This is a genomic window from Robinsoniella sp. KNHs210, assembly GCF_000686105.1.
GTDB classification, from domain to species: Bacteria; Bacillota; Clostridia; order Lachnospirales; family Lachnospiraceae; genus Robinsoniella; species Robinsoniella peoriensis.
The window spans coordinates 852,708-875,352 of sequence record NZ_JMLZ01000001.1 but is presented as its reverse complement, the minus strand read 5'-3'; the positions used below and the strand labels follow the sequence as shown (position 1 = coordinate 875,352).

Annotated in this window: 19 protein-coding genes and 1 pseudogene; 4 read left to right on the top strand and 16 right to left on the bottom strand. The window is 41.8% G+C overall.

Annotated features, from left to right (window positions below):
- Positions 1-25: 25 nt before the first annotated feature.
- The 7 genes from CD03_RS0103425 to CD03_RS0103400 form a co-directional block, all read right to left on the bottom strand.
- Positions 26-802 (bottom strand): hypothetical protein, encoded by a 777-nt coding sequence (locus CD03_RS0103425; protein WP_156042747.1) that lies wholly within the window; start codon positions 800-802, stop codon positions 26-28.
- Entirely contained in the window at positions 735-1,139 is a 405-nt protein-coding gene (locus CD03_RS37695; RefSeq protein ID WP_156042745.1) for a hypothetical protein, read from the bottom strand. The genes CD03_RS0103425 and CD03_RS37695 overlap by 68 nt, the downstream gene beginning before the upstream one ends.
- Before the next feature lie 327 nt (positions 1,140-1,466).
- On the bottom strand, positions 1,467-2,735 hold the full coding sequence (locus tag CD03_RS35720; RefSeq protein ID WP_052377642.1) for a DUF4179 domain-containing protein: 1,269 nt from the start codon (positions 2,733-2,735) through the stop codon (positions 1,467-1,469).
- 13 nt (positions 2,736-2,748) lie between these two features.
- A complete protein-coding gene (locus CD03_RS0103415) occupies positions 2,749-3,249 on the bottom strand; it encodes an RNA polymerase sigma factor (protein ID WP_027292431.1) in 501 nt (166 codons plus the stop codon).
- Between the two features lie 385 nt (positions 3,250-3,634).
- Positions 3,635-5,653 carry a beta-galactosidase gene (locus CD03_RS0103410; protein ID WP_027292430.1) on the bottom strand — a complete coding sequence of 673 codons (2,019 nt, stop codon included), beginning with the start codon at positions 5,651-5,653 and terminating at the stop codon, positions 3,635-3,637.
- A 159-nt stretch (positions 5,654-5,812) separates the two neighbouring features.
- Positions 5,813-7,012, bottom strand: coding sequence for a DUF6070 family protein (locus CD03_RS0103405; RefSeq protein WP_027292429.1), 1,200 nt, complete (start codon positions 7,010-7,012; stop codon positions 5,813-5,815).
- A gap of 39 nt (positions 7,013-7,051) precedes the next feature.
- Positions 7,052-9,187: a penicillin-binding transpeptidase domain-containing protein gene (locus CD03_RS0103400; RefSeq protein WP_027292428.1), complete on the bottom strand. Its 2,136-nt coding sequence runs from the start codon at positions 9,185-9,187 to the stop codon at positions 7,052-7,054.
- 428 nt (positions 9,188-9,615) lie between these two features.
- Here CD03_RS0103400 and CD03_RS0103395 point away from each other — a divergent pair, with 428 nt between their 5' ends.
- Both CD03_RS0103395 and CD03_RS0103390 read left to right on the top strand, forming a co-directional pair.
- Complete coding sequence (locus CD03_RS0103395) at positions 9,616-10,497, top strand: hypothetical protein (RefSeq protein WP_027292427.1); 882 nt, start codon at positions 9,616-9,618, stop codon at positions 10,495-10,497.
- A 207-nt stretch (positions 10,498-10,704) separates the two neighbouring features.
- A complete protein-coding gene (locus tag CD03_RS0103390; RefSeq protein ID WP_027292426.1) occupies positions 10,705-11,562 on the top strand; it encodes a DUF6612 family protein in 858 nt (285 codons plus the stop codon).
- Positions 11,563-11,783: 221 nt separating this feature from the next.
- Here the strand turns inward: CD03_RS0103390 and CD03_RS39795 are convergent.
- Positions 11,784-11,849: pseudogene (locus tag CD03_RS39795) on the bottom strand (hypothetical protein); the annotation flags it as partial.
- A gap of 425 nt (positions 11,850-12,274) precedes the next feature.
- Here CD03_RS39795 and CD03_RS0103385 point away from each other — a divergent pair.
- Positions 12,275-12,829 (top strand): hypothetical protein, encoded by a 555-nt coding sequence (locus tag CD03_RS0103385; RefSeq protein ID WP_027292425.1) that lies wholly within the window; start codon positions 12,275-12,277, stop codon positions 12,827-12,829.
- A 224-nt stretch (positions 12,830-13,053) separates the two neighbouring features.
- Positions 13,054-13,512, top strand: a complete 459-nt coding sequence (locus CD03_RS0103380) for a hypothetical protein (protein ID WP_027292424.1) — start codon at positions 13,054-13,056, stop codon at positions 13,510-13,512.
- A 206-nt stretch (positions 13,513-13,718) separates the two neighbouring features.
- On the opposite strand, the gene CD03_RS32220 is transcribed toward CD03_RS0103380, so the two are convergent.
- From CD03_RS32220 to CD03_RS0103340, 8 genes are all read right to left on the bottom strand, one after another.
- Positions 13,719-15,428, bottom strand: coding sequence for a sulfate adenylyltransferase subunit 1 (locus tag CD03_RS32220; protein WP_052377641.1), 1,710 nt, complete (start codon positions 15,426-15,428; stop codon positions 13,719-13,721).
- Positions 15,428-16,339, bottom strand: coding sequence for a sulfate adenylyltransferase subunit CysD (gene cysD, locus CD03_RS0103370; protein ID WP_027292423.1), 912 nt, complete (start codon positions 16,337-16,339; stop codon positions 15,428-15,430). Before cysD ends, CD03_RS32220 begins: the two co-directional genes overlap by 1 nt.
- Before the next feature lie 180 nt (positions 16,340-16,519).
- Positions 16,520-16,834 carry a 4Fe-4S dicluster domain-containing protein gene (locus tag CD03_RS0103365; protein ID WP_027292422.1) on the bottom strand — a complete coding sequence of 105 codons (315 nt, stop codon included), beginning with the start codon at positions 16,832-16,834 and terminating at the stop codon, positions 16,520-16,522.
- Positions 16,818-18,524, bottom strand: coding sequence for an adenylyl-sulfate reductase subunit alpha (locus CD03_RS0103360; protein ID WP_027292421.1), 1,707 nt, complete (start codon positions 18,522-18,524; stop codon positions 16,818-16,820). The genes CD03_RS0103365 and CD03_RS0103360 overlap by 17 nt, the downstream gene beginning before the upstream one ends.
- A gap of 130 nt (positions 18,525-18,654) precedes the next feature.
- Positions 18,655-19,716, bottom strand: a complete 1,062-nt coding sequence (locus CD03_RS0103355; RefSeq protein ID WP_027292420.1) for a sulfate/molybdate ABC transporter ATP-binding protein — start codon at positions 19,714-19,716, stop codon at positions 18,655-18,657.
- Positions 19,716-20,540: a sulfate ABC transporter permease subunit CysW gene (gene cysW / locus CD03_RS0103350; RefSeq protein WP_027292419.1), complete on the bottom strand. Its 825-nt coding sequence runs from the start codon at positions 20,538-20,540 to the stop codon at positions 19,716-19,718. Before cysW ends, CD03_RS0103355 begins: the two co-directional genes overlap by 1 nt.
- Positions 20,541-20,553: 13 nt before the next feature.
- On the bottom strand, positions 20,554-21,387 hold the full coding sequence (gene cysT, locus CD03_RS0103345; RefSeq protein ID WP_027292418.1) for a sulfate ABC transporter permease subunit CysT: 834 nt from the start codon (positions 21,385-21,387) through the stop codon (positions 20,554-20,556).
- A gap of 81 nt (positions 21,388-21,468) precedes the next feature.
- Positions 21,469-22,557, bottom strand: coding sequence for a sulfate ABC transporter substrate-binding protein (locus CD03_RS0103340; RefSeq protein ID WP_044288874.1), 1,089 nt, complete (start codon positions 22,555-22,557; stop codon positions 21,469-21,471).
- Positions 22,558-22,645 lie beyond the last annotated feature (88 nt).

Below are 22,645 nucleotides of genomic sequence, written 5' to 3'. Positions count from 1 at the left end.
CGTCTCCTGACTGTTATCTAAAAAGCTATGCAGTCTGAATTACAGTCTTAATTACAATTGACAGGTTATTGACACCAAATGTCCGATTAAACGATACCTGATCCGCCTTTTTCACAATAAGCCGTATTCCAAGGCTGTCGTCCGTCAGAACCCCACTTCCTGCCTGCTCTTTCTTTTTCTCGTAATACAAAAAAGGGTCAAAAATCTTTCCTCCATTTCGCATACGGAGAACTACCGTTCCCGGTATTACAAAAATGCGAATATCCACATACTGTATTTCTTTGTCTTCAAAACAATGGTCAAAAATGATAATCAGCATTTCTTCTAAAGACAGACTAAGCATCATTGCCGTCTTCCCATCCAGCTGGTTTTCTTTACAAAAAGCATTGATCTTTATTGAAGCATCCACCGCCTCTTCTACTTTATTGGGTACCGAAAAAGAAAGATATTTTCCCTTGTCCTCATAAGTCCTGTCCAATAAGTACAAACCGGAAAATTTATTATTTCTGATGCACACGACCCCCACCCACATGAGCATCACAAGAAAAGCTGCTGCTTCCGCAAGAATAAAGCAAGACCACACTCCCATTAAAAAACCTGCTCTGGAAAAGAGCATTGCAAAAACCGTAACAAACCCAAAAGCCCTGAAAAATGTAATTGCATTCGCCAGCAGATTTCTGCCGGTTGTAAAGAATAGAAAAATAAATATATTATTTACCATAGACAAAGCCAGGCTAAGAGCATAGCAGACCAGCGCAGCTGCAGATAAGGCAAGTACTTCCCCTTCCTGTATCCCGAACATTCGGCAGATTTGCTGTGGTAAAATCACAAGCACCATGGTTACAGCCACAATAATGCCGATGCCGCTCTGGAAAGCCATTTTCATCGTCGTTCGGATACTGGTAATAGACAGATGCATTTGCCGCCGCCCCCACGCTGATCAGAGAACCCAATGTCATAAATGTAAAATATACCGGTTTTACCAGATTAAGTGCCGCTAATCCTTTTTCACCTATGAAATTACCAATAATAATACTATCAATTAAGACCGTAATCGTAGTTCCAAGAAGCGCCAGAATAGAGGGTATCAGATAAGTCCGGAAAGTGGAGCGAATAAAAAAGTCATTATTTTTTTCCATATCAATATTTCGCCACATTTAATTTTGATTTTATCAATTTATGTCAGTGATACTTTACCAACGAATTTTTTTAACTATTTTATATTTAAAGAGAATTATTTTTTTCTAATATCTAATAACTATTATACAAGAAAGGACCTTCTGCCAATTTACCATTTACCACGAAAGTGTGCTATTTACCATGTAATAGCAGCGGGAAGTCGTGCATTAAAAAACCAGGCATATATGATAATTGGTTATCATATATGCCTGGTGATTTTTTGCTGTTTCTCTTAATCTTACCCTCTCCTAACGCTTTAACTCAGTTCTCCCTTTGAATACTAGCCTTTACTGTACCTCTACCGTTACCCCTAATATTGCCTTTTCCTTCATTTTCCCCATATCCTTCTCTTTCATGGTATCTATCCCATCCTTTCCAATATACACTTGCAGTTGGCTGATATCATTATTTTGAACTGCAAAAGTAGCACTCTTTTCACTCTGGGAAATTGGCATAAGCCTTTTTCCATCCTGCGTAAACACGGAAACGCCAAACTCTTCATAGATTTTATCCATTAAATAATCATCATAGAGAACTTCACTTTCCCCCTGCGCTTGGATTTCTTTATTTTTCTCCCCCCATAACTCCTCAAATTCCTCTTTCGTAATTTCAGAATCATCCCGGGTCGTATATGGAACCGTTGTCAGAACTTTGACCTGGTATGGTGTAACAATCACCTGATCTATAGAAAATCCCATCTCATTTTTTTCTTTCACATCGATTACCTTGATATCTGTTTCATCTGCCTGCACAGGGATATCTATATTCCAGGTTCCGAGAATGGTATTTGTGACACCTTCATTTTCCAGCATTTCCGGTGTGAATTCCTTATTGTCAAACCCTATCTGCGTCATTTGCAGAGAAAGTGTATCTTCCGTAATCCTTCCATCATCGGGAAGATCCAGCTTCATCATTCCGATAAATTCTGTATCAGAAACCACCTTCCCTTCTATTAAATTGTTGACAAAGGGAATACCTGCACCATTTGAATTAACCAGCCATACTCCCTGAATATACAATGTCTGCGCAGTATTCTGATCATCCGCTGTATAGTGGCTTGGCATTTTATCAAATCCACCGGACTCTGACTGCACATCTAGTGTGAGATAAATGGAATAACCATCACTGTATATTTCGGAAGCTGTCATAGTAACTCCATTATCTTCTACTGAATATTGCGTGTTGACAGGCATCCCTGTACTCTCATCCTCCGCAGTCAGTACATTATCCTTTTTCGAGTATTCCCCTGAAAAAGTAACATCCTGTTCCACGCGGTCAAAAATAGCACCTATAATGGGAATCTTCGCTGCCAGTGCCGGATTGCTGGCGCACAGCAAAACTCCTCCCGCCAACACTGCCGCAGTCACAGTCAATCCCTTTTTAATTACCGAAAACCTACTGCCAGACTTCTTCCTCCCCGCTTTATTATTAACAGATTTCCCGCCTGTCCCTATCTGCTGATAAACATCCTGAAGTCTTTGATTTACTATTTCTGAAGGCTCATATTTTTTCCCTAATGTTTCTCTCATTTCCTGTTCTGTATAATTTTTATCCATAGATGACTCCTCCTCATAAACTTTCAACGATTGTTTTACGCAGCCTGTCCCTGCTGCGCCGCAGCTTGCTTCGAATTGTATTTTCATTCATATCCAGGATTTGACTGATCTCCTTTACCGTAAACTGCTCCCCGTAATATAAAAGTAAAATCATCCTGCAGTCTTCCGGGAATGCATTCAACATTTCCTGAAACTCTACAATTTCCAGTTCCCTGTCTATGTAATTGATCTCCGGGAAAAATTCAATCACCTCACATCGTTTTCTTTCCCGGATACACATATTGCAATGATTAATCAGAATCCTGATCAGCCATGTTTTGAAATAACCCGGATTTTTTAAACTTCCTATATGTTCGTATGCCGACAGAACACTGTCTGCTATGGCATCAGCCACATCCTCCTCATTCATAAAAAACCCTTTTGCAACCTTATACATACTGCTTTTACTCTGCTCAATTAGGGTCACAAAGGCATCTGCATCACCTCTTTGTGCCTTTTTCACTAGAAAATCCAAATTTTTACCCCCTTTCTGCGTTTTCATTGTTCTGAATTATTGGTTCCTATATATTAGATGGGGATTGGGGCAGATATTGTGCATAAAAATAATATTTTATTTTGGATAAGAAAATGGGCGGAGCCATTTTTTACACGCTTTCGTACAACAGCGAACAATAGTTGCTTTTCGCCAATCGCGTCCAGCATGCCACACACCCAGGGTCTCATCATGCTGAGAAAACCAGCTTTGTATCAACGAATGCTATCTCGGAAAGAGAAGGGGGCGGACAGCTACAAAGCGTCCCCTTCCTAGCTATTGTTATATACAAAAAAATCCCGTACCATGACCATCCCCTCATGATACGGAATCCACAAACATCTCTTTTATTTTTACATATATTTCATTATTTCTTCAACACAACCGTACCAAACGGATCAATCCCTCCATCCGCTTCCCAATTACCTGCTAACACCGTAAACCCATCCGGCAGTTCCAGATTCACACTCTCAGAATTAAAATTCTGCACAAACAGATACACTGACGTATCCGAGCTGCGGGCAGAAATCTCAATTCCTTTTGGTACTTTCTTCATATACTTTGTAAGCTTCACTTCTTCCCCGATTTGGCTGCATAGTTCACTGCAAAAATCCTGCTCAGCGTCCGTACACACATAGTAGGCTTTGCCTTTACCGAACTGGTTGCAGGTCAGTGCCGGATATCCCTTATAGAAATCCTGTTCATATACAGCCAATACTTCCGCCGTTGACACTTTCACCAGGTCGCATAGATGTCGGCACTCATATGTTCCTTCCCAAAGAGTTTCTTTTTGCCCGGTTATCTGAATCCGATTCGTTTCATGATCATACAACCCGTCAATTTCCATACTGCGCAGTCCCAGTACATCCATCAATCCATAAGGTGTGCCGCCAAGATAACACCGGTCTGTTTCATCTACAATTCCGGACCAGAAAGTCATGATAAAATGACCGCCATTTTCCACAAATCTGCGGATTTTATCCGCAAAGTCTTCCCTGTACAGATAGAGCATTGGTGCTGCTACCACTTTATAACCGTCCAGATTCCGCCCGCTGCCGATTACGTCCACATTTACTCCCTGTTCCCGAAATGCACGGTAATATTTCTGAACGGTTTCTTTATAATAAAGCCCCTGGTTCCTGGGACCCTGGGCATCTTCCATCGCCCATTTATTTTCCCAGTCATAGATAACCGCTACTTCGGAAACTGTATCCGTACTGCAGGTTTCCTTGATTTCTTCCAGTGTGTTTCCCACATCTGTCACCTCACGGAACACTCTGGTATCATTCCCGCCATAATGATCAATCACGGCACCATGAAATTTCTCGGATGCTCCGCGGCTCTGACGGATCTGGAAATAAAGCACGCTGTCCGAACCATGGGCAACTGCCTGAAGTGACGAGAGCTGATGCATCCCTGGTTTTTTCAGTTTGCTCACCTTCTGCCAATTGGTTGCACTGGGACAGGACTCCATCAATAAAAATGGTTTCTTCTGCACACAGCGCAGCAGATCGTGCATCATCGCAGTATCCATAGCGGTCACTGATTCATCTTCCTTATGCCATGTAGGGTAAGAATCCCAGGAAAGGACATCTACCACGTCGTTAAACTTAGCATAATCCAGTTCATTATAATAATACATACAGTTCACAGTTGTAGGAATCTTTGAACCTGTCTGACGGATTGCCGCCGCTTCCGCCTTTATAAAATCGATAGTCTGATGGGTAACGAACCGCTTCCAGTCCAGATTCAGTCCATGAAGCTGCATCTCGCCCCTTGGTGAAGGGCTTTCGATCTGGTCAAAATTCTGATAAATATGGCTCCAAAAAGTAGTGCTCCACCGGCGGTTTAATTCATCGATTGTCTTATATTTCTCCCGAAGCCAGTTTCTAAATGCTTCCTGGCAGAGCGGACAATGGCAGTCCCCTCCATATTCGTTTGATAAATGCCACAGTATCACACCGGGATGAGCACCGAAGCGTTTTCCCAGTTCCTGATTCATGATACTTACTTTTTCACGGTAAACCGGGGACGTGTAGCAGTGATTGTGGCGTCCGCCAAACAGATTGCGCTGACGGTTCCCATCCACCCTGAGTACCTCGGGATATTTGTCTGCCATCCATTTGGGCCTTGCGCCGGAAGGAGTTGCCAGAATAACACTGATTCCATTCTCATACAAGCGGTCAATGATATCCTCCATCCACTGAAAATGGAAGACGCCTTCTTCCGGTTCCAGTACCGCCCAGGAAAATACTCCCAGGGTAACGGTATTTATCTTCGCTTCCTTCATATATTCAATGTCTTTTTCCAGAATCCCGGGATCGTCCAGCCACTGTTCCGGGTTGTAGTCCCCGCCATGCAAAAGTCCTTCTATGTTAAAATTCATCAATTTTATTCCCCTTCCTTTGTATGTAATGTCTAAAACAATATTAACCTTAGATACATGGAAGCGTCAATACATTTTTTTATCGTCACGTTTATACATTTTTATTATTCTATTTTTATTATTCCATTTTTATTATTCCATTTTTATGTTATTCCATTATTACTGTAACCGGTAAACATAATTGGGCATCACATTGTGTTCATCAGGAACGATTGCATTTGCTGCATACTGCACCTTTCCCCCGCCCAATTCCCGCAGCGTCAACACATGGGTAAACGCTCGGTCATTACTTTTCTCCAGGCAGATCACATCTATGGTTAGCGTTACCGTACCATCTGAATTTTTTTTCACCGCTGTTACATCCGGGTCCATATAAGGCATTGCAACACAATTATTGTTGGAGCGAATTTCCTGCCAGGGATAAGCATCTCTCTTTTGTTCAAACATCGCAGCTTTTCTCAGATCCTCCTTTGTAATGGAAAAGTAACTCTGAATGACGTTTTCAAATAAATCAGCAGGAATGTACCTGTTTTCATTTGATGGATCAATGGGAAACTGGTCTTTTTCCAGCCGTTTGCCTTCTTTTAAATTATATAAGTTTTCAAACAGGTCATTAAAGCTCAGCTTTGAATAATCCGTCTCTGACCAATTGCTGATCATCAGATTATTACCTCCATAATTGATGGGTTCCACATATTTTTTCTGATAGGACAGACAATTTTCGTCCACTGGTTTTACACGGATCATGCGGTATCCATTTCCACTCGCCCAGACTGCATAATCATCCCGGAAAATAAAGTTTTCTTTCTCCGTAAATTTCCATTCCGAGAGAGGTGTTATTTTCATCTCATATACGTCAGGATTCCCTTCTAAATCCAGATTGACAGAAGCAGATAACAGATATTTTCCGGTGTGGTCCATATAGAATTCATAGCGGTAAAACCCTCCATTCTGCCGTATGCGGTAAATGGTAACAGATGCAGCTTCTCCCTTTTGGATCTTTTCCCAGAAGCTATAAAACGCTTCGGTATTTTCCAGACTGCACCTGCCAGCAGTATCGCTTACAGTAATTCCTCTTTTGCCAATCTTCTTTACGATTTCACCGACAGCCTCTTCTGAAATCTGCTTATCTGCCTGAACAATATCAGACGGCTGTTTATCCGTATTAAAATAGGTTTCTTTATAAATGCCGGCAACCTCCAGACACTCTTCCTTCACCCGCTCTGAGACTTCCTTAGAGATACTTCCCTCCATATTCTGAGCCAGAAGATACTCTCCCTTCTGATTTGGTGCGGCATAAAAGACACCTATCATAACCATACAGCATAAAATTCCGGTTACAATTACTATCTTTTTCATCCGGTCTTTCTCCTTCCATCGGTATTCCTAATATTCTTTTTATTCTGCTGAAAAATAATAATCCAAAACAATCTTATCCTTCTCCACAACATAGGTACTTCCACCGGTTTCTTTTACATCTTCCACCATGCTGATTAACAGGACGGGCTTACTGGAAGCAGGATCCGGAGTCAATACACCAAACCATCCCAATTCCGTACCTGTCGTATCAGATACGTCTGCCTTGATTTCCGCAGTTCCTGTTTTCCCTGCTAAAATAGTGGAATCCATTTTTGCTGCCCGGCCTGTGCCTTCCGGCGAGGATATTACTTTTTCCATAGCGTTTTCCACCCTGTCCGCCGTTTCCTTTGAAAATGCCTGGGGAAGCCACACCCGAGGCTCTGGTGAATCCTTGTACTGAAGATAAGGCTTTATGACATTTCCATCATTACAAAATGCCGTATACAATGCCGCAAGATGCAGCGGGTTAATTAAAATCTGTCCCTGGCCATAGCCGCTGTCGGCAAGCAGTACCTCTGATTCTATTTTCTCTGTATTGGAATACTGGGATTGTGCCATGGTAATCTCAAAAGGCATTTCCTGGTTAAATCCCAGTTTGTCCAGCTGGCTTTCCAACTGATCTGCCCCAATCTTAAGTGCTGCTTTTGCAAAATATATATTATCGGAATAGATCATTGCATTTTCTAATGTGACTGGTTCATATGCATGTAAAGTAGTTACATGATAATCTCCCCAGCTTGTGTCTTTCTGCCAGCTAAGCCCTTCATTTCCAAAGTCCTCATCCGGGTTAATTGCCCCTGTATCCAGCCCTATTCCGGCGATTACCGGCTTAAAGGATGAACCCGGGCAAAGTACCTGACGGAACCGGTTATACAAAGGATTCCTTTTATCGTCGTTTAATTCCTTCCACTTCTTATCCGACATGCCTTTTATGAAATCATTACTGTCAAAAGTCGGCGTGCTGACAAGGGCCAGCACCTCCCCGGTATACGGATTCATTGCAACAGAACAGCTTTTGTCATCTTTAAATTGCTCATACAGACTTTCCTGAAGCCCGGCATCAATCGTCAGCCTAATATTTTCTCCGTCTTTTTTTGGTATGGATGCAATCACCGCTTTCGTCTTCCCGTTTTCATTTTCAATTACAATCTCATATCCGTCCTGACCCTTTAATTCTTTTTCATACAAGCCTTCCATTCCGCTTTTTCCAATTACACTGTTTTCACTGTATCCTTCATTCGGGTGTTCTTCCAGGTCTTCAGCCGTTACATTCTGAATATATCCGGTCAAATGGGATGCCCCCTTTCCAAGAGGATAACTTCTCACAACCGTATCCGATATCAAAACCCCGGGTATCGTAATCAGTTCATCCTGAACCTCTTTATTTTTCATAGCCTGATCCGGCGGGGAAGCAGACATCAGATCCGTCTCTAACACCTTATCCAATACGGCAACCGGTACCAGTGAATCTCCTTTTACCCAGGTCGCATCCAGCTTTGTCTTGATGGATTCCACGGTAGTATCCAGAAGTTTTGCCAGCCTGATCAGATCATTGCCGGCATCTTCACTCATTTTTCCTGGTACCAGTCCTATGGATACCGCTGTTCCTTCCCCGGCAAGCATTTTTCCATTTCTGTCTGTGATCTCTCCACGTCTGCTTTCCACTACAGATACCCTTACCTTATCCTTCGCCGTCAGCTCTGGGAAAATCAGGCTGTCATTCCATTCCAGTACATATCCCCTCCCCTGCTCTTTGGTAAATACCGCCTGGTTTTCAAACTGCACCTCTCCGGCAGAGCTCTTCATAGCCTGTTGATAACTCACAGTTACCTGCCCCTGGTCTTCCTCCGTATCCAGTATGCTGACCCTGATATCCTCTGCTTCCATTCCCTGATAAATATTTTTATTCCTTTCCGTAAAATATTTTTCGGAATAGCTCTCTTTGCTTTGCCCGCTTATCATGCTGTACATGGTTTGATATTCTGATTTCTCTATATAGGACATATATTTCTGAAGCAGTTGATCAGGCTCTTCTCCCTTGCCGGTTAATTGCTTCAAAAGAGATTCCGGTCCCTTATATCCCTGTGATCTCAGATACATATATCCCGTTGTGATAATCACTCCGGCCACAACAACAGCCAAAAGCACAATGACAGCGATATTCTTTTTCTTCATTTCACATCCTCCTTACAATTCATATTTATTACATTTGTAATATTTAATTGCAAAAATTTTATTTATATATTACATCTGTAGGATTTTAAAGTCAAGTACTTTTCTCATTTACCATGATTTTCATAACCCAAAATAATATCTTTAAATTTTGTCATGATTTCATGTCCGCCCGGGGTCTTCCACTTTTCAATACACAAGCAGATTAAAAGCAGATTTGTCTTTTATGCCATACCTGCACGTTAAATTATGCCGGAAATGTCCGTACTTTCTTCAATAAAGAGTTTAAAACACATACAAAATCTGCATTTCAATACAAATCTGATCCGTATTTTATAAAATCATATATAATGATAATTATGTTTCTATTTCTAAAAGGAAAACTATAGAAAAACCGATTAAAAGTCTAAACAACAACAAAAGGAGAGAATATGAAAAAGAACTTATGGAAATACGGCTGTACTCTATTAGCAGGCAGTATCCTGATTCTAAACATAACAGGATGCGGAAAGGTAACTGCAGAATCACTTATGAACTCCATGTCAGAAAACATGTCAAAAGTAAATGATTATAAAATTGATATGTCGGCAGATCTAAACGCCAGCGGATCCATGAGCGGAGTTACGCTGGATGTACAGGCAGGTCTGGATATAGCACTTCAGCTAAATGTGGAGCCACAGATACTGTATGCTGATGGTAATATTTGGTTCAAAACACTGGGTATGGAGCAGAAAATAGATGTTGCGTCTTACTCCATGAAAGAAGATCCGGATATCATCAATTATTTTCAAATCGGAAAATCAGAATGGAAAAGGAACTCCATTACCAATCCGGAAAATGACCCTGACGTAAATATATATAATGAACTCACAGATTTGTCGGTTAATTTAGAACTGGAGGATCATACATCCCAGCTGGAAGACATAGAATGTTACAAACTCAAAGGTCTTTTAGATACGAATGCCTTGCGTAAAATGGCAGATTCACTATATGATCAGTTCGATGAAGCTGACAATATTTATAAAGATGTTAACTGGGCGGAAATCGAAATACCTATAGAATTCTACGTTTCCAAAAAAGAAAAAATGCCGGTTAAAATAAGTGTGGAATTAAAACCATTATTGATGGGTCTGATGAAATCTATTGATGACCAGAAAGACCTAAGCATAAACTGTGATCATTTAACATTAAACTTTATTTATAGTTCTTTCGGAGAAATTGGTACGATTTCCTTCCCACAGGAAATTAAAGATATTCAGACAGAAAAGACTTCGGAAGCCATGAATTCAGAAACAGAAAATATTACAACATAAACAATATAAATTTATGAAAATAGCAGAAGGCAAATATGTTCTTCTGCTTTTCCATCTCTATTTGCACATTTTATGTTATAAAATGTGCATTTCAATACACTCCCGATCCGATCACAAATAAATCATATATAATGACTATCATGTGTTCTTTCTGTCTTAAGAATACAATCACCCATTGAAAAGGGAAAGACAAAGGAGAAAAAAAGTATGAAAAAGAAATTTGTAAGGTATAGCTGTGCTGTATTGGGAAGCAGTATTTTGATTTTAAGCGTGACAGGATGCGGTAAAGCAACATCCGAATCACTTTTAAAATCCATGTCCGAAAATATGTCGAAAGCAGAAAACTATAAAATAGACATGCTTATGGATTTGAAAGCCGGCGGCACTGTTCAGGGAATTTCGGTCGATGTTACCATGAATATGGATATGGGAATGAAGGTAAACACAGATCCCGAAATCATACATGCCGAAGGGAGTATGGCTTTGGGAATGCTTGGTATGGATCAGACATCTCCACTAGAAGTATATACAGTCCGGGACGGTGATAACACAATTTCGTACACCAAAACAGGGGAAGAGGGCTGGACAAAAGAAGTACAAGAAAATCTGGATAAAAGCCTGAATGCTTATGAATTTAAAGAGTTTGAAAAACTGGCAGCAAGTCTGGAATTGGAAAAGAATACAACTGATCTGGAAGGTGTTGAATGCTATGCATTAAAAGGTGTACTGGACGGCGAAGCATTGAGCACAATTCTGGACTCTGCATTAAGTGCAATGAACGATTCTGCGGAGATCATGGGGGATGCAGATTGGGCAGCTATTAAAATTCCGGTAGAATTTTATATTGCAAAAAAAGATTCCATGCCGGTAAAAATGACGCTTGATTTGCAGACTATGATGTTAGAAGCCATGAAATCAGCGGGAGCACAGGAAGATGTAGAATTCAACTGTGAATCATGCACTTTTGATCTTAAATTTGGGTCTTTTGGCGAAGTTGAAACCATTACGCTTCCGGATGATGTCAAAAACTCTGCCATAGAAAAACCTGCAGACAGCGCAGCTTAAAGCGTATTTATAAACAGATTTTACAAGCTGTACTTTCCATTTACCGGGAAGACGCAGGATGATCTGTTTTAAAATGTTCATTTTCTGTAATCAATGTAACCGCAGCAGATAAAACAGGGTGTAATCTTCACACTTTTATTATTTTGTTACAGAAAAACAGCCATTTAGTACAAACATGTTCTAACTGTTTTTAATTTGTGTATAATAGTGATTGCTTAGTATTACATGATTCCCATCCCGCAGCTCCCACAAGCTGCGGCGGGTACTCCCAACAATATAATATTTTCTAAATCCTATATAATTTTATAGATAAAACAGAATCTTATCTGATCTGAAATTCCAGCTTCACAGCATCCAGCTCTTCTCACTTAACCCTTTATCTCTTAACGTATTTTTAACCTAACAGACCATAACGCTTAAATTCGGGGCTAATCCTTGTCTATTTTCTAACTGCTGCGATGTGGTCAATCGACGTATCCGCTGCGCCTCATTCCTCCGCCTTGCAAACGCTTTGTAGCTGGGGGGTAGTGTTCGGAAAGTAGTAAGCTATCTTACCAACCAAAACAACTTGAAAATCTACATTTATTCCCCTATAATAATGTACATAAACTATTACAAAGAAAAAAATAGCTTAAGCTTTAAAAGTGATCCAATTGCTCCATACAACCGCTAAATGGAAAAAAGCATAAGTTATCATAAGGAGAAGGGAATTATGAAATGTGTAATCTGTGGAAACGAGAAAAGTATTTTTTCAGTAATTGGTCTAGACGGCAGCATCTGCAGCAGATGCAACGAACACCTTAATATGTATACCTACGATAATCCGGCTGTTGCAAAAGCTTATTTTGACAAAGTGGCAGAAATCAACGAATTAGGACCAGATACAAAACGCTTTCTGGAACTCAAATACCGGGAACATCAAAGTGATATATCCGAATTTGATGTTGAAAATGCGAAAAAAAATATTTCACTGGAAACGCCTTTGGATACTTGTTACGAAAGTACTTGCAAAGAAGAAAATGTATCACGAAAATCTTCCCATCGGAATCCGGAATCTGAATTACATAATTCCCATGATTGCAGTCTTGAATATAAAGCATTTCATCGCGAATTAGCTAATATAGAAAAAAAACTGGAAGACCAGTATAATAATGTAAGAACCATAAAAAATATACTGATATTCTTTGCAATTATAACTGGAATCGGATTAGTCTGTACATTTATTTATGTTGCCCAGCTGATAAGCGCTATAAATAAAGTATTTTAATTCCAAAAACATTCTATGCCAGAAAACTTACCTTTTAATACAAACATTACCACAACGCTCTGACAATCGTATATAATAAATCTTGAATTTCGTTATTCACAATGTCGGCTCCGCAGCCTCCTCCAACGCTGCGGAGTAACTCCATTTTGCCTGGCTCCGGGGTTATATCAGGAGCCGGTGTATCGTAAAGATCAAAACCCGTTTATAATCTCCAGGAGGTTTCCGTGAAATTTAATCCCCCCAGACTACTGACAAAAGAAAACTGTTCCAATCATAAAATCGAATATTTTGCTTCTGCATTTATAAAACATTATTCCTTTAAAGAAAATTTTGACTACTCGGTCCAAAGCCTTTCCCAGCTGGATCATATCCTGAAAACAATGCCGCCATATGCCAAATTTAATCCGGCGTTCCGGCAAAATACCAGGGTTTTATTTGGCTGCTATATTCTGGAAACAGCCAGACGCTCTTTCGGCGGAAGATATAAGTGGTGGGAGATAAAAGAATTACCCATACTTCTTTCCGGTGAACCCCAAAACGCTATCGGTATTGCACCCTTTGATAAAGTGTTAGAAAGAATGGTTTCTGACGTAACCGAATCGATCCCGGAATTCTTTCAAATATATGTAGACATGATGGAGAAATCAAAAACCGAAAGCCGCCTTTCTTTTATTATCTACTGATAGTTCATCAAAGAAACTGGTAACACAAAAACTGCATTTCAATACATTCGTGAACAAAAAGCCGATGTGATTATATATAATAATTGAGTAATAAACTTCTTTATCATTTTAACTCTGTTTACAGAGAACTCTCTTTTCAAATACCCCGGAGCCAGCCAACCTCCGGGGTATTTCAGCAGTATTTTCAGAATCATTTTTTTCTCAAATTAAATCACCCAGAAATTATCATGAAAGATAATTCTGCGGTAAGCCCCAAAATCCATCCACCGGTTTAAAAATTCTGCCTGCCGATTATCTTTTTTTAGCTCCCATTCTTTAAAAAGTTCTGATACTTCATCATCGCTATTTACCTGAATTCCAAATCCTCTGCCATTTAAAACCGGTACACCACTATAATGATATTCCTTTAATGGCTGTATTTCCGCTATCTGTCCTTTGCGTATGCGTACCGCTGTCTTATCGCGAAGTACACAAACATCAAAATCTTCGGGATATGAAAAACTCTCCCCTTCTAACGGGATTTGATCTCCAATAGTATAAACCTGCTGTACTTCTCTGCTTTTCATAACAGACAAGCTTTCCAGATTGTAATAATATTCTTCAAAAATATCGCCTCTTGCCCTGAGGTCCCCATGGATAAAAGTACTGTCTCTCCCCTCTTTCTCCCCTGCTTTGTCTAACCCACACAGTTCTTCAATAACACCGCAGGCAGAAGTCATATTTGTTATCCTGTCGATCAGAATCAATTCTCCCAGCGTTTTATGCTTATGGAACAGATCGATTACAGCCGGTTCTGTCAAAGCAATTTCACAACGTGCAATTTCATTCTTCACCAGGTTCTCTGCTGCTAAATGTTCCCCTGTATTCACATCTACTTTATACCGGATCGCTTTTACCACTCCCGGTATTAATTTTGTTCCCGTCTTAGCCAGAAATTCTTTTCCGGGAACCAGTCTGGAGTCATCCATCCACAACAGACTTGTCACAAATTGTTTGACTGGTTTTAAATCGGTATCTTTAGTCAGCACACATCCTCTGGAAACATCTACTTCCCGGTCCAGCTGAATGGTCACAGCCTGACCTGCGTATGCTTTGGAGGTTTCCCGGTCTCCCGCATAAATACTCTTTACAACCGCCCTCTGTGCACTTGGCAAAGTAATTAGTTCTTCTCCTGTCTCTATCGCACCGGATTCAATCTGACCCTGAAATCCCCGGAAAGTATGATCCGGTCGGCACACTCTTTGTACCGGAAGTACAAATCCCTGTTCCGAAGTTACGGCAACGTCGATATTTTCCAGGCAGGTAAGCAAATCCTGGCCTTCATACCAGGGTGTGTTTGCTGATTTTTTGGTTACATTATCTCCTTCCGTAGCAGATACCGGGATACAAATGATATTTTCAAGCAACAGTTCTTCTTTCAATTCCTGCAATTCACGTTCAATTTCCAGAAAACGATTCTGGTCGTATCCCATGAGATCCATTTTATTTACTGCAAATATAAATGAACGGATACCCATTAACGAACATATTCTGGCATGGCGCCTGGTCTGCACCAGTACACCTTGTTTTGCATCCACAAGTATTACTGCCAGATCTGCAAATGATGCACCCACTGCCATATTTCTGGTATACTCCTCATGTCCCGGAGTATCTGCCACAATAAAGCTTCTATGATCTGTTGTAAAATAGCGATATGCTGCATCTATCGTAATTCCCTGTTCCCGCTCAGCCATTAAACCATCCAGAAGAAGGGAATAATCAATCTCACCTCCGCGGCTGCCAACCTTGCTGTCCAGCTCCAGTGCTTTTTCCTGATCTGCATAAAGCAGTTTCGCATCGTATAAAATATGCCCGATCAGGGTTGATTTTCCATCATCCACGCTTCCGCAGGTTATAAATTTTAATAATCCTTTCATTAGAAATATCCCTCCCTTTTTCTTCGCTCCATGCTGCCCGCCTCTTCTTTATCAATCACCCGGGTGGTACGTTCAGAGGAAACTGCACTTAACGTTTCTTCGATAATTTCATCCAGCGTTGCTGCCCTGGATTCACATCCGCCTGTGAGGGGGTAACATCCCAGGGTACGGAATCTTACACTTTTATGCTGAATTTTTTCCTCCGGCAGCAATTCTAATCTGTCATCATCTACCATAATCAGATTGCCATCCCTTTCAATAACCGGACGTTCTGCAGCAAAATATAACGGTACAATGTCAATATTTTCTCTTTTAATATACTGCCAGATATCTTTTTCGGTCCAGTTTGAAATTGGAAATACCCGCATACTTTCTCCCTTATGGATTTTCGTATTATATAATTTCCACATTTCCGGACGCTGGTTCTTGGGATCCCAGGCATGGGCTTCATTTCGAAAAGAAAAGATTCTCTCTTTTGCCCTTGCTTTCTCTTCATCACGGCGTCCGCCTCCAAATGCAGCCGTAAAACCATACTTTGTAAGTGCCTGTTTTAATGCCTGAGTCTTCATTATATCCGTATATGCAGCTCCATGGTCAAAGGGGTTGATTCCCTGGCGTATTCCCTCTTCATTGCTGTATACCAGCATCTCAATCCCCAATTCCTCCGCTTTTCTGTCACGGAACTCTATCATTTCATGAAACTTCCATGTGGTATCTATATGTAAAAACGGGAATGGCGGTTTCTGCGGATAGAATGCCTTTAATGCCAGATGCAGCATAACGGAACTATCCTTTCCAATGGAGTACAGCATAACCGGTTTCTCACATTCTGCCGCCACTTCCCGTATTATATAAATTGCCTCCGCTTCCAATTCGTCTAAATGAGATAATTCATTTGATATTTTCTTCATATTTATACCCATTACATATTGCAGGATTGCCTGCAATACTGCCACAATAAAACAGGTTGAAAGAATCACACTGTGGCTTCCTTTCTAAATCATAATTTTCTTTCAACCTTTATTCCTCCTAATTGCTGTATGGTCACTGTCTGGAGCGTGTCTTAAATTCATTCCCTCCATCTGCACTCCTCAATATTGATTTGCATCCTTTTTATTAACTTCGATTGTTACCGTCGTGCCATCTGTTTTCTCTACTTTCCAGTAAAGCAGATCCCCTTTTTCCTCCACAGACAGCAGGCTTCCTTTTCCTCCCATATCCGAACCCAGGTAAAGGGAAATCGCATTTACGGGACACTCTTTTACGCAGGATGCACAGCCCCAGCAGTCTCTGGGATAAGCAATATACGCTTTTCGATCCTGATCTGCCTTCAATAAACTGCCCGGACACACCATACGGCATTTTCCGCATCCGATGCATACACCCCTTTTAATTGTTATGCTCATACTGCTCCCTCCTTCCCGTCAGCTTCCGGTATAAGATTTTAATTTCGCCATCCTCCATGCGGGAATTTACATACTTCATCCATTCAGGATCTTTCCGCGGATAATCCAGATTTTCATTAAAGCTGTTCCACCGGGTCTCCCTGCGTGCCCTGAGGTGCGCAATCAGAGTCAGACAGACCACCAGACGTTCTTTCAGTTCATATACAAACATCACTTCATGCATATCTGCTGCAGACAGATTTTCCGCCAATGCCATTAGTTCCTTTATCTTTCTTTCAGCCAGATTCAGTTGTATCCCATTGTACTGATAATGGTTCGAAATCCCTCCTGCATAAGTATCCATAACCTTCTGCATCGCTTCTTCCAGCTGTTCCGTTGAAAACAGTCCTGGTCTATTCTCCAGTATTTCTTGAATTTCTTTCGCTTTTTCAATACTCACCTGTTCAAATAAACCATCATTATTTTCCGTCAAAGCAGCAGCATTGCACCTTTCTAAATCTTCCAGTATTGCCTGTGCCGCAATCTCGCCTTCCGCCAGTGCTCCGGTTACATATTTCTGGGGACATCCACCAGCCACATCTCCGGCTGCATAAAGTCCTGTTATGGTAGTTCTTCGTTTGGTATCGACCCAATATCCACTTGCTGTGTGTCCCCCGACAATATATGGTTCCGTCCCTTCAATCTCCACATCTGCTGCACTTGGCGGCTTGCCTTCCTCTATCCATTTCAGCGTTTGGGACGGCGCCATATTCAGATAAGCTTTCATTAAATCCAGATCCCGTTCTTTGGAAACTCCAGTTGTCTTAAGATAACAGGGCCCCCGGCCTGCAAGATTTTCTTTTACGGTTCCATAAACCCGCTGAGAGGTAGAAATCCCGTACTTTTCCTCATATAATTCTCCTCGGGCATTCATCTGTTTTGCTCCCGCGCCCTGGGCTATGGTACCGGTCGGTGCGATTGTATCTTTGCAGCGAAGTGCAATAAACCGCATCTCAAAAGTCGTCATCTCTGCCCCGGCACGAATTCCCATAGCATATCCACCGCCTGTATTAAAGGGCGGATACCACATTTTATGTCTTGAAAATCCGGGATTGTTCGGTCGGTACAGCCCTGCAGCGCCTCCTGTAGCACAAAGCACGGCTTTTGCTTCTATCACATAGATCACCGGATCTTCCACTCCAATTCCTACGGCTCCCAGAATTTTATTATCCTTCATGATATAGTCAATGATATGAACCTGGTTCATCACCTGAACATCCTTTAATCCCTGCACCGCATCTGCCAGAAGCGGTTTTATATTTTCTCCGTTAATTTTAATATTCCTTTTTCCCCGGGTGACGTACTCCCCATTTTCATCTTTAAGAATCACAAGTCCCAGGGATTCCAGCTGTTCGGTTACACCATTCAGCCTTTCAGACATGGTCAGCAGCAGGTCTTCCCTTACGATTTCATTTGCATCTTTCTTTGCATAATCAACGTAGTCATCGGGTATCATCCCTTTTGTAACATAAGCATTGAGTGCATTCACTCCTGCTGCAAGGCACCCGCTTCTCTTAATATTTGCCTTTTCGGCAATTAAGACAGATGCATCACCTTCCCGGCGGATGGTCAATGCAGCGTAACATCCGGCAGTTCCGCCGCCAATAATCAAAATGTCGCTTTTAAGTCTTTTTACCTGTAACTTTTTCATAATCGGCTCCTTTTATTCCCGCCGGCAACGAGCCAAAGTCAAGCTTGCCTGGCCTTGACGACTGCCGAGAGGGTTGCTGAACGTCCAATGGACGTTTGTCGTTCATCCATTGCATATTTTCAAACAGAATCTAAAGATAAATCAGATTAGTTTCCTGAAGATTCTGATTTTCTACCAGCCTTGCGCTGCGTTCATCGAATTCATACAGCTTATAGATCAATACACTCACCTCATCACCGGACTTTAGCAATTCCTTCTCCAGAGGCCAGTTTGCCGTGAGAGTAAGATCTCCTACCAGAACCCGGACCTCCTGATAGCTGCCGCGAAATGAACTTTCACACACAACCCCGTCTTCACAGGCATGAACAAACTGTTTCATCTTGCCACGCTTTGCAATTTTGATAAATTCAGGCCGGATTACTGCTTTTCTGGATTCTTTTCCTGCATCAAATCCTTTTAATCGTCCATAATTGTCCAGAACCGCAGACTCTCCTACAAATTGTGCCACAAAAGGCGTTGCAGGGTGTCTGTAAATATTATCCGGAGTCCCCATCTGTTCTACTCTGCCCCGGTTAGTAATTATAATATCATCTGCAACCTCTACCGCCTCATCCTGGTCATGGGTTACAAAGATACTGGTTATTCCCACTGTATTAATCATTTCTTTTAACCAGCTTCGCAGTTCCTTTCGCACCTTTGCATCAATAGCAGCAAAAGGTTCATCCAGGAGCAGCAGCTGGGGATTCGGTGCAAGTGCCCTGGCAAATGCCACACGCTGCCTCTGGCCTCCCGACAATTGATGGGGATACCGCTTTTCCAGGCCATCCAGGCCGATCAGATGCACCAGCTCCATAACCCGGCTATGTATCTTTTCTTTACTCTGTTTTTTTATCCGAAGCCCAAATGCAATATTTTCAAATACAGTCATATACCGGAACAACGCGTAGCTTTGAAATACAAATCCGATTCCCCGCTTACTTGGTTCCTGATCATTGACCCGGATGCCGTCAATGAATATATCCCCGTCATCCGGCGTCTCAAGCCCTGCTATCATACGAAGAATCGTTGTCTTTCCGCTGCCGCTGGGTCCAAGGAGCCCCGCCATTCTGCCCTTTTCGATACCAAAGCTCACCTGATCAGATGCCGTATAGTCGCCAAAGGTTTTCCGAATATTTTTTAACTCCACATACATTAGCGGCCACCTCCTTTTTTCCCTTTATATTCAACCAGATTTCTTAAAATAAGAATAACAACTGCCAGCAGCACCAGAATCGTAGACACTGCAAATGCCTGTGAAAACTTAAATTCATTGTATAAAATCTCCACATGAAGCGGCAATGTGTTGGTTTTCCCTCTCAGATGTCCGGAAATAACGGACACTGCTCCAAACTCTCCTACTGCTCTGGCTGTACATAAAATAATTCCATATAGCAAAGCCCACTTTATATGAGGAAATGTAATCTTACGAAAGATCGTAAAGCCTCCCGCTCCCATAAGTGCTGCCGCCTCTTCCTCATCGGTTCCCTGGGCATTCAGTACCGGTATCAGCTCCCTGGAAATAAAGGGAAATGTAACAAAAATCGTTGCCAGTATAATGCCGGGAATAGCAAATACAATTTTAATATCCGCCGTCTGCAGCAGAGGATATGCCCACCCGATTCTGCCAAAGGTCATAGAAAGCACCAGACCGGCTATAACCGGGGAAATGGCAAATGGAATGTCAATCAGTGTTGTTACAAACTTCTTTCCCCGGAAATGGTACTTGGTCACTGCCCAGGCTGCAAAAACTCCGAACAGGGTATTTACCGCTACCGCAGCCCCCGTCGCTTTTAATGTGAGAAAAAAGGCTTTCAGCGTATATTCATCTGTGATTGCCTTTGTATAAGCTTCCCAGCCGCCCCGCATTGCCTCTCTTACAATGACAAGTAACGGCAGAATCAGCAGTACCGTTAAAAAAATAAGACTGATTCCGATCAGTACTATTTTTGTAACCCGGTTTTCCTGTTTTTCTTTCATATCCGCCTTCCTCCTATTCTCCTGCAAACTTTCCCGCATAGATCTGTACCGAGTTAATCAATAATAATATTAAAAATGAGATCAGAAGCATTACCAACGCAATTGCTGTGGCTCCTTCATAATCGAATTGTTCCAGTTTTCCCATAATCAGCAACGGGGCGATCTCTGTTTTATATGGAATATTTCCTGCAATAAATACCACACTGCCATACTCCCCAAGGGCTCTGGCAAATGCCAAACCAAATCCGGTCAGCAGCGGCGGTGTAATCTCCGGCAGTATAATGCAGAAAAAAGAAACCACTCTTCCGGCACCAAGCATCGCTGCTGCCTCCTCATATTGTCTGTCTAACTTTTCAAGAACAGGTTGAATTGACCTTACGATAAATGGTATCCCGATAAATATCATAGCTATGGTAATTCCAACACGGGTATAGGCAATTTTAATTCCTGCCTTTGCAAACAGTCCGCCAATCCACCCATTATCGGAATACAGCGTCGTTAACGCAATACCTGCTACTGCTGTGGGAATCGCAAATGGCAGTTCAATCAAACCATCTGCAATTCGTTTCAATGGAAAATCATACCTTACCAGAACCCAGGCTAAGACGACCCCAAAAAAACTGTTGATCAGCGCCGCAATCAATGCACACAGAAAACTCACCTTATAGCCGTCCATAATTCTCCTGTCCGTAACAATCCCTACGAATTCGGCAAATCCCAGCCCTGATGCGCTGATCACAATAGACGCCAGGGGAATGATAACGATCAGCCCAAGCAATGCCAGTGTAATACCCATTGTGAGACCGAATCCCGGAATCACTCTTTTTGATCTTTGTTTTCTTTTCATATATTTCCTTTCTCAGGGCGCAAATCCTGATGTCATAAATTTCAGTCACACTCTGGTCTTCTGCCGTTTCAGATCCCCATTTTAATTTGCTTCATAGATCTGGTCAAAGATACCACCGTCATCAAAATGTTTCTTCTGTACTTCTTCCCAACCGCCAAAGATTTTATCATCTATGGTAACCAGATTCATTTTCAGATTAAACTGTTTCCCATACTGAGAAGCAACTTTCCCATCTGAAGGGCGATAGTAATTTTCGGCGGCAATCCGCTGTCCCTCCTCTGAATAGAGGTACTCCAGGTAGGCCTGAGCTGCCTTTCTGGTTCCTCTCTCATCTACCGTCTGATCCACTACTGCCACAGGGGGCTCCGCTTTGATACTGATATCCGGTGTAATTAATTCATATTCATCAGGATGTTCCTTCATCGCCAAATATGCTTCATTCTCCCAGGCGAGAAGAACATCCCCCTGCCCGTTTTCCACAAATGTTGTCGTTGCGCCTCTGGCTCCCGAATCTAAAACCAGCACATTATCATATAACTTTTTGATAAACGATTTCACATTTTCCTCATCTCCCTGATAAGCTTTCTCTGCATAAGCCCATGCTGCAAGATAATTCCACCTGGCTCCGCCTGACGTCTTGGGATTTGGTGTAATGACCTTTACATCTGGCTTGATCAGATCCTGCCATCCGCTGATCTGTGCCGGATTTCCCTTTCTTACGAGAAAAACAATGGTGGATGTATAAGGAGCACTGTTATCCTGCAGCTTACTCTGCCAGCCTTCCTTAATCAGTCCTGCATCCTGAATTGCTGTAATATCTGCTGCCAGTGCAAGTGTAACCACATCTGCCTCATTACCTTCAATAACGGACCTCGCCTGCTTTCCGGAACCCCCATGCGACTGTGTAATCTCGATCTCCTGACCCGTTTTTTCTTTCCAATATTTTGCAAAATCCTCATTATAACGTTCATACAATTCCCTGGTTGGATCATAGGAAACATTCGTGAGTTCTATCTTCTCCGTATTCGGTCCCTCTTTCGCCTCTGCACTGGAAGCTTCTTTTTGGCAGCCCGTTAGTGCTGCTGCCGATAATAAAATAGTTGTTAATAGCATCGTCAATCTGATCTTTCTTCCTTTTATTGCTAAGTCACTCTTCTTTTCATTTTTCATAATTTATCCCCTCTCTTTCTATATTGAAAACTGCAGTACTGTACAAAAAAACTGGAGATTTCGAAAATAATTTTTTCCGAAACCTCCA

Coding starts and splice junctions, on each gene's coding strand:
- cysW (WP_027292419.1), bottom strand. CDS start 20,540: ATGAAAGAAAAACAGGAAAACCGGGTTACAAAAATAGTACTGATCGGA.
- CD03_RS0103365 (WP_027292422.1), bottom strand. CDS start 16,834: ATGAGCATAACAATTAAAAGGGGTGTATGCATCGGATGCGGAAAATGC.
- cysD (WP_027292423.1), bottom strand. CDS start 16,339: ATGAAGAAAATATCAAATGAATTATCTCATTTAGACGAATTGGAAGCG.
- cysT (WP_027292418.1), bottom strand. CDS start 21,387: ATGAAAAGAAAACAAAGATCAAAAAGAGTGATTCCGGGATTCGGTCTC.
- CD03_RS0103385 (WP_027292425.1), top strand. CDS start 12,275: ATGAAATGTGTAATCTGTGGAAACGAGAAAAGTATTTTTTCAGTAATT.
- CD03_RS32220 (WP_052377641.1), bottom strand. CDS start 15,428: ATGAAAGGATTATTAAAATTTATAACCTGCGGAAGCGTGGATGATGGA.
- CD03_RS0103360 (WP_027292421.1), bottom strand. CDS start 18,524: ATGAAAAAGTTACAGGTAAAAAGACTTAAAAGCGACATTTTGATTATT.
- CD03_RS0103395 (WP_027292427.1), top strand. CDS start 9,616: ATGAAAAAGAACTTATGGAAATACGGCTGTACTCTATTAGCAGGCAGT.
- CD03_RS0103405 (WP_027292429.1), bottom strand. CDS start 7,012: ATGAAAAAGATAGTAATTGTAACCGGAATTTTATGCTGTATGGTTATG.
- CD03_RS0103425 (WP_156042747.1), bottom strand. CDS start 802: ATGTTCGGGATACAGGAAGGGGAAGTACTTGCCTTATCTGCAGCTGCG.
- CD03_RS0103390 (WP_027292426.1), top strand. CDS start 10,705: ATGAAAAAGAAATTTGTAAGGTATAGCTGTGCTGTATTGGGAAGCAGT.
- CD03_RS37695 (WP_156042745.1), bottom strand. CDS start 1,139: ATGGAAAAAAATAATGACTTTTTTATTCGCTCCACTTTCCGGACTTAT.
- CD03_RS0103340 (WP_044288874.1), bottom strand. CDS start 22,557: ATGAAAAATGAAAAGAAGAGTGACTTAGCAATAAAAGGAAGAAAGATC.
- CD03_RS0103355 (WP_027292420.1), bottom strand. CDS start 19,716: ATGTATGTGGAGTTAAAAAATATTCGGAAAACCTTTGGCGACTATACG.
- CD03_RS35720 (WP_052377642.1), bottom strand. CDS start 2,735: ATGGATAAAAATTATACAGAACAGGAAATGAGAGAAACATTAGGGAAA.
- CD03_RS0103410 (WP_027292430.1), bottom strand. CDS start 5,653: ATGAATTTTAACATAGAAGGACTTTTGCATGGCGGGGACTACAACCCG.
- CD03_RS0103400 (WP_027292428.1), bottom strand. CDS start 9,187: ATGAAGAAAAAGAATATCGCTGTCATTGTGCTTTTGGCTGTTGTTGTG.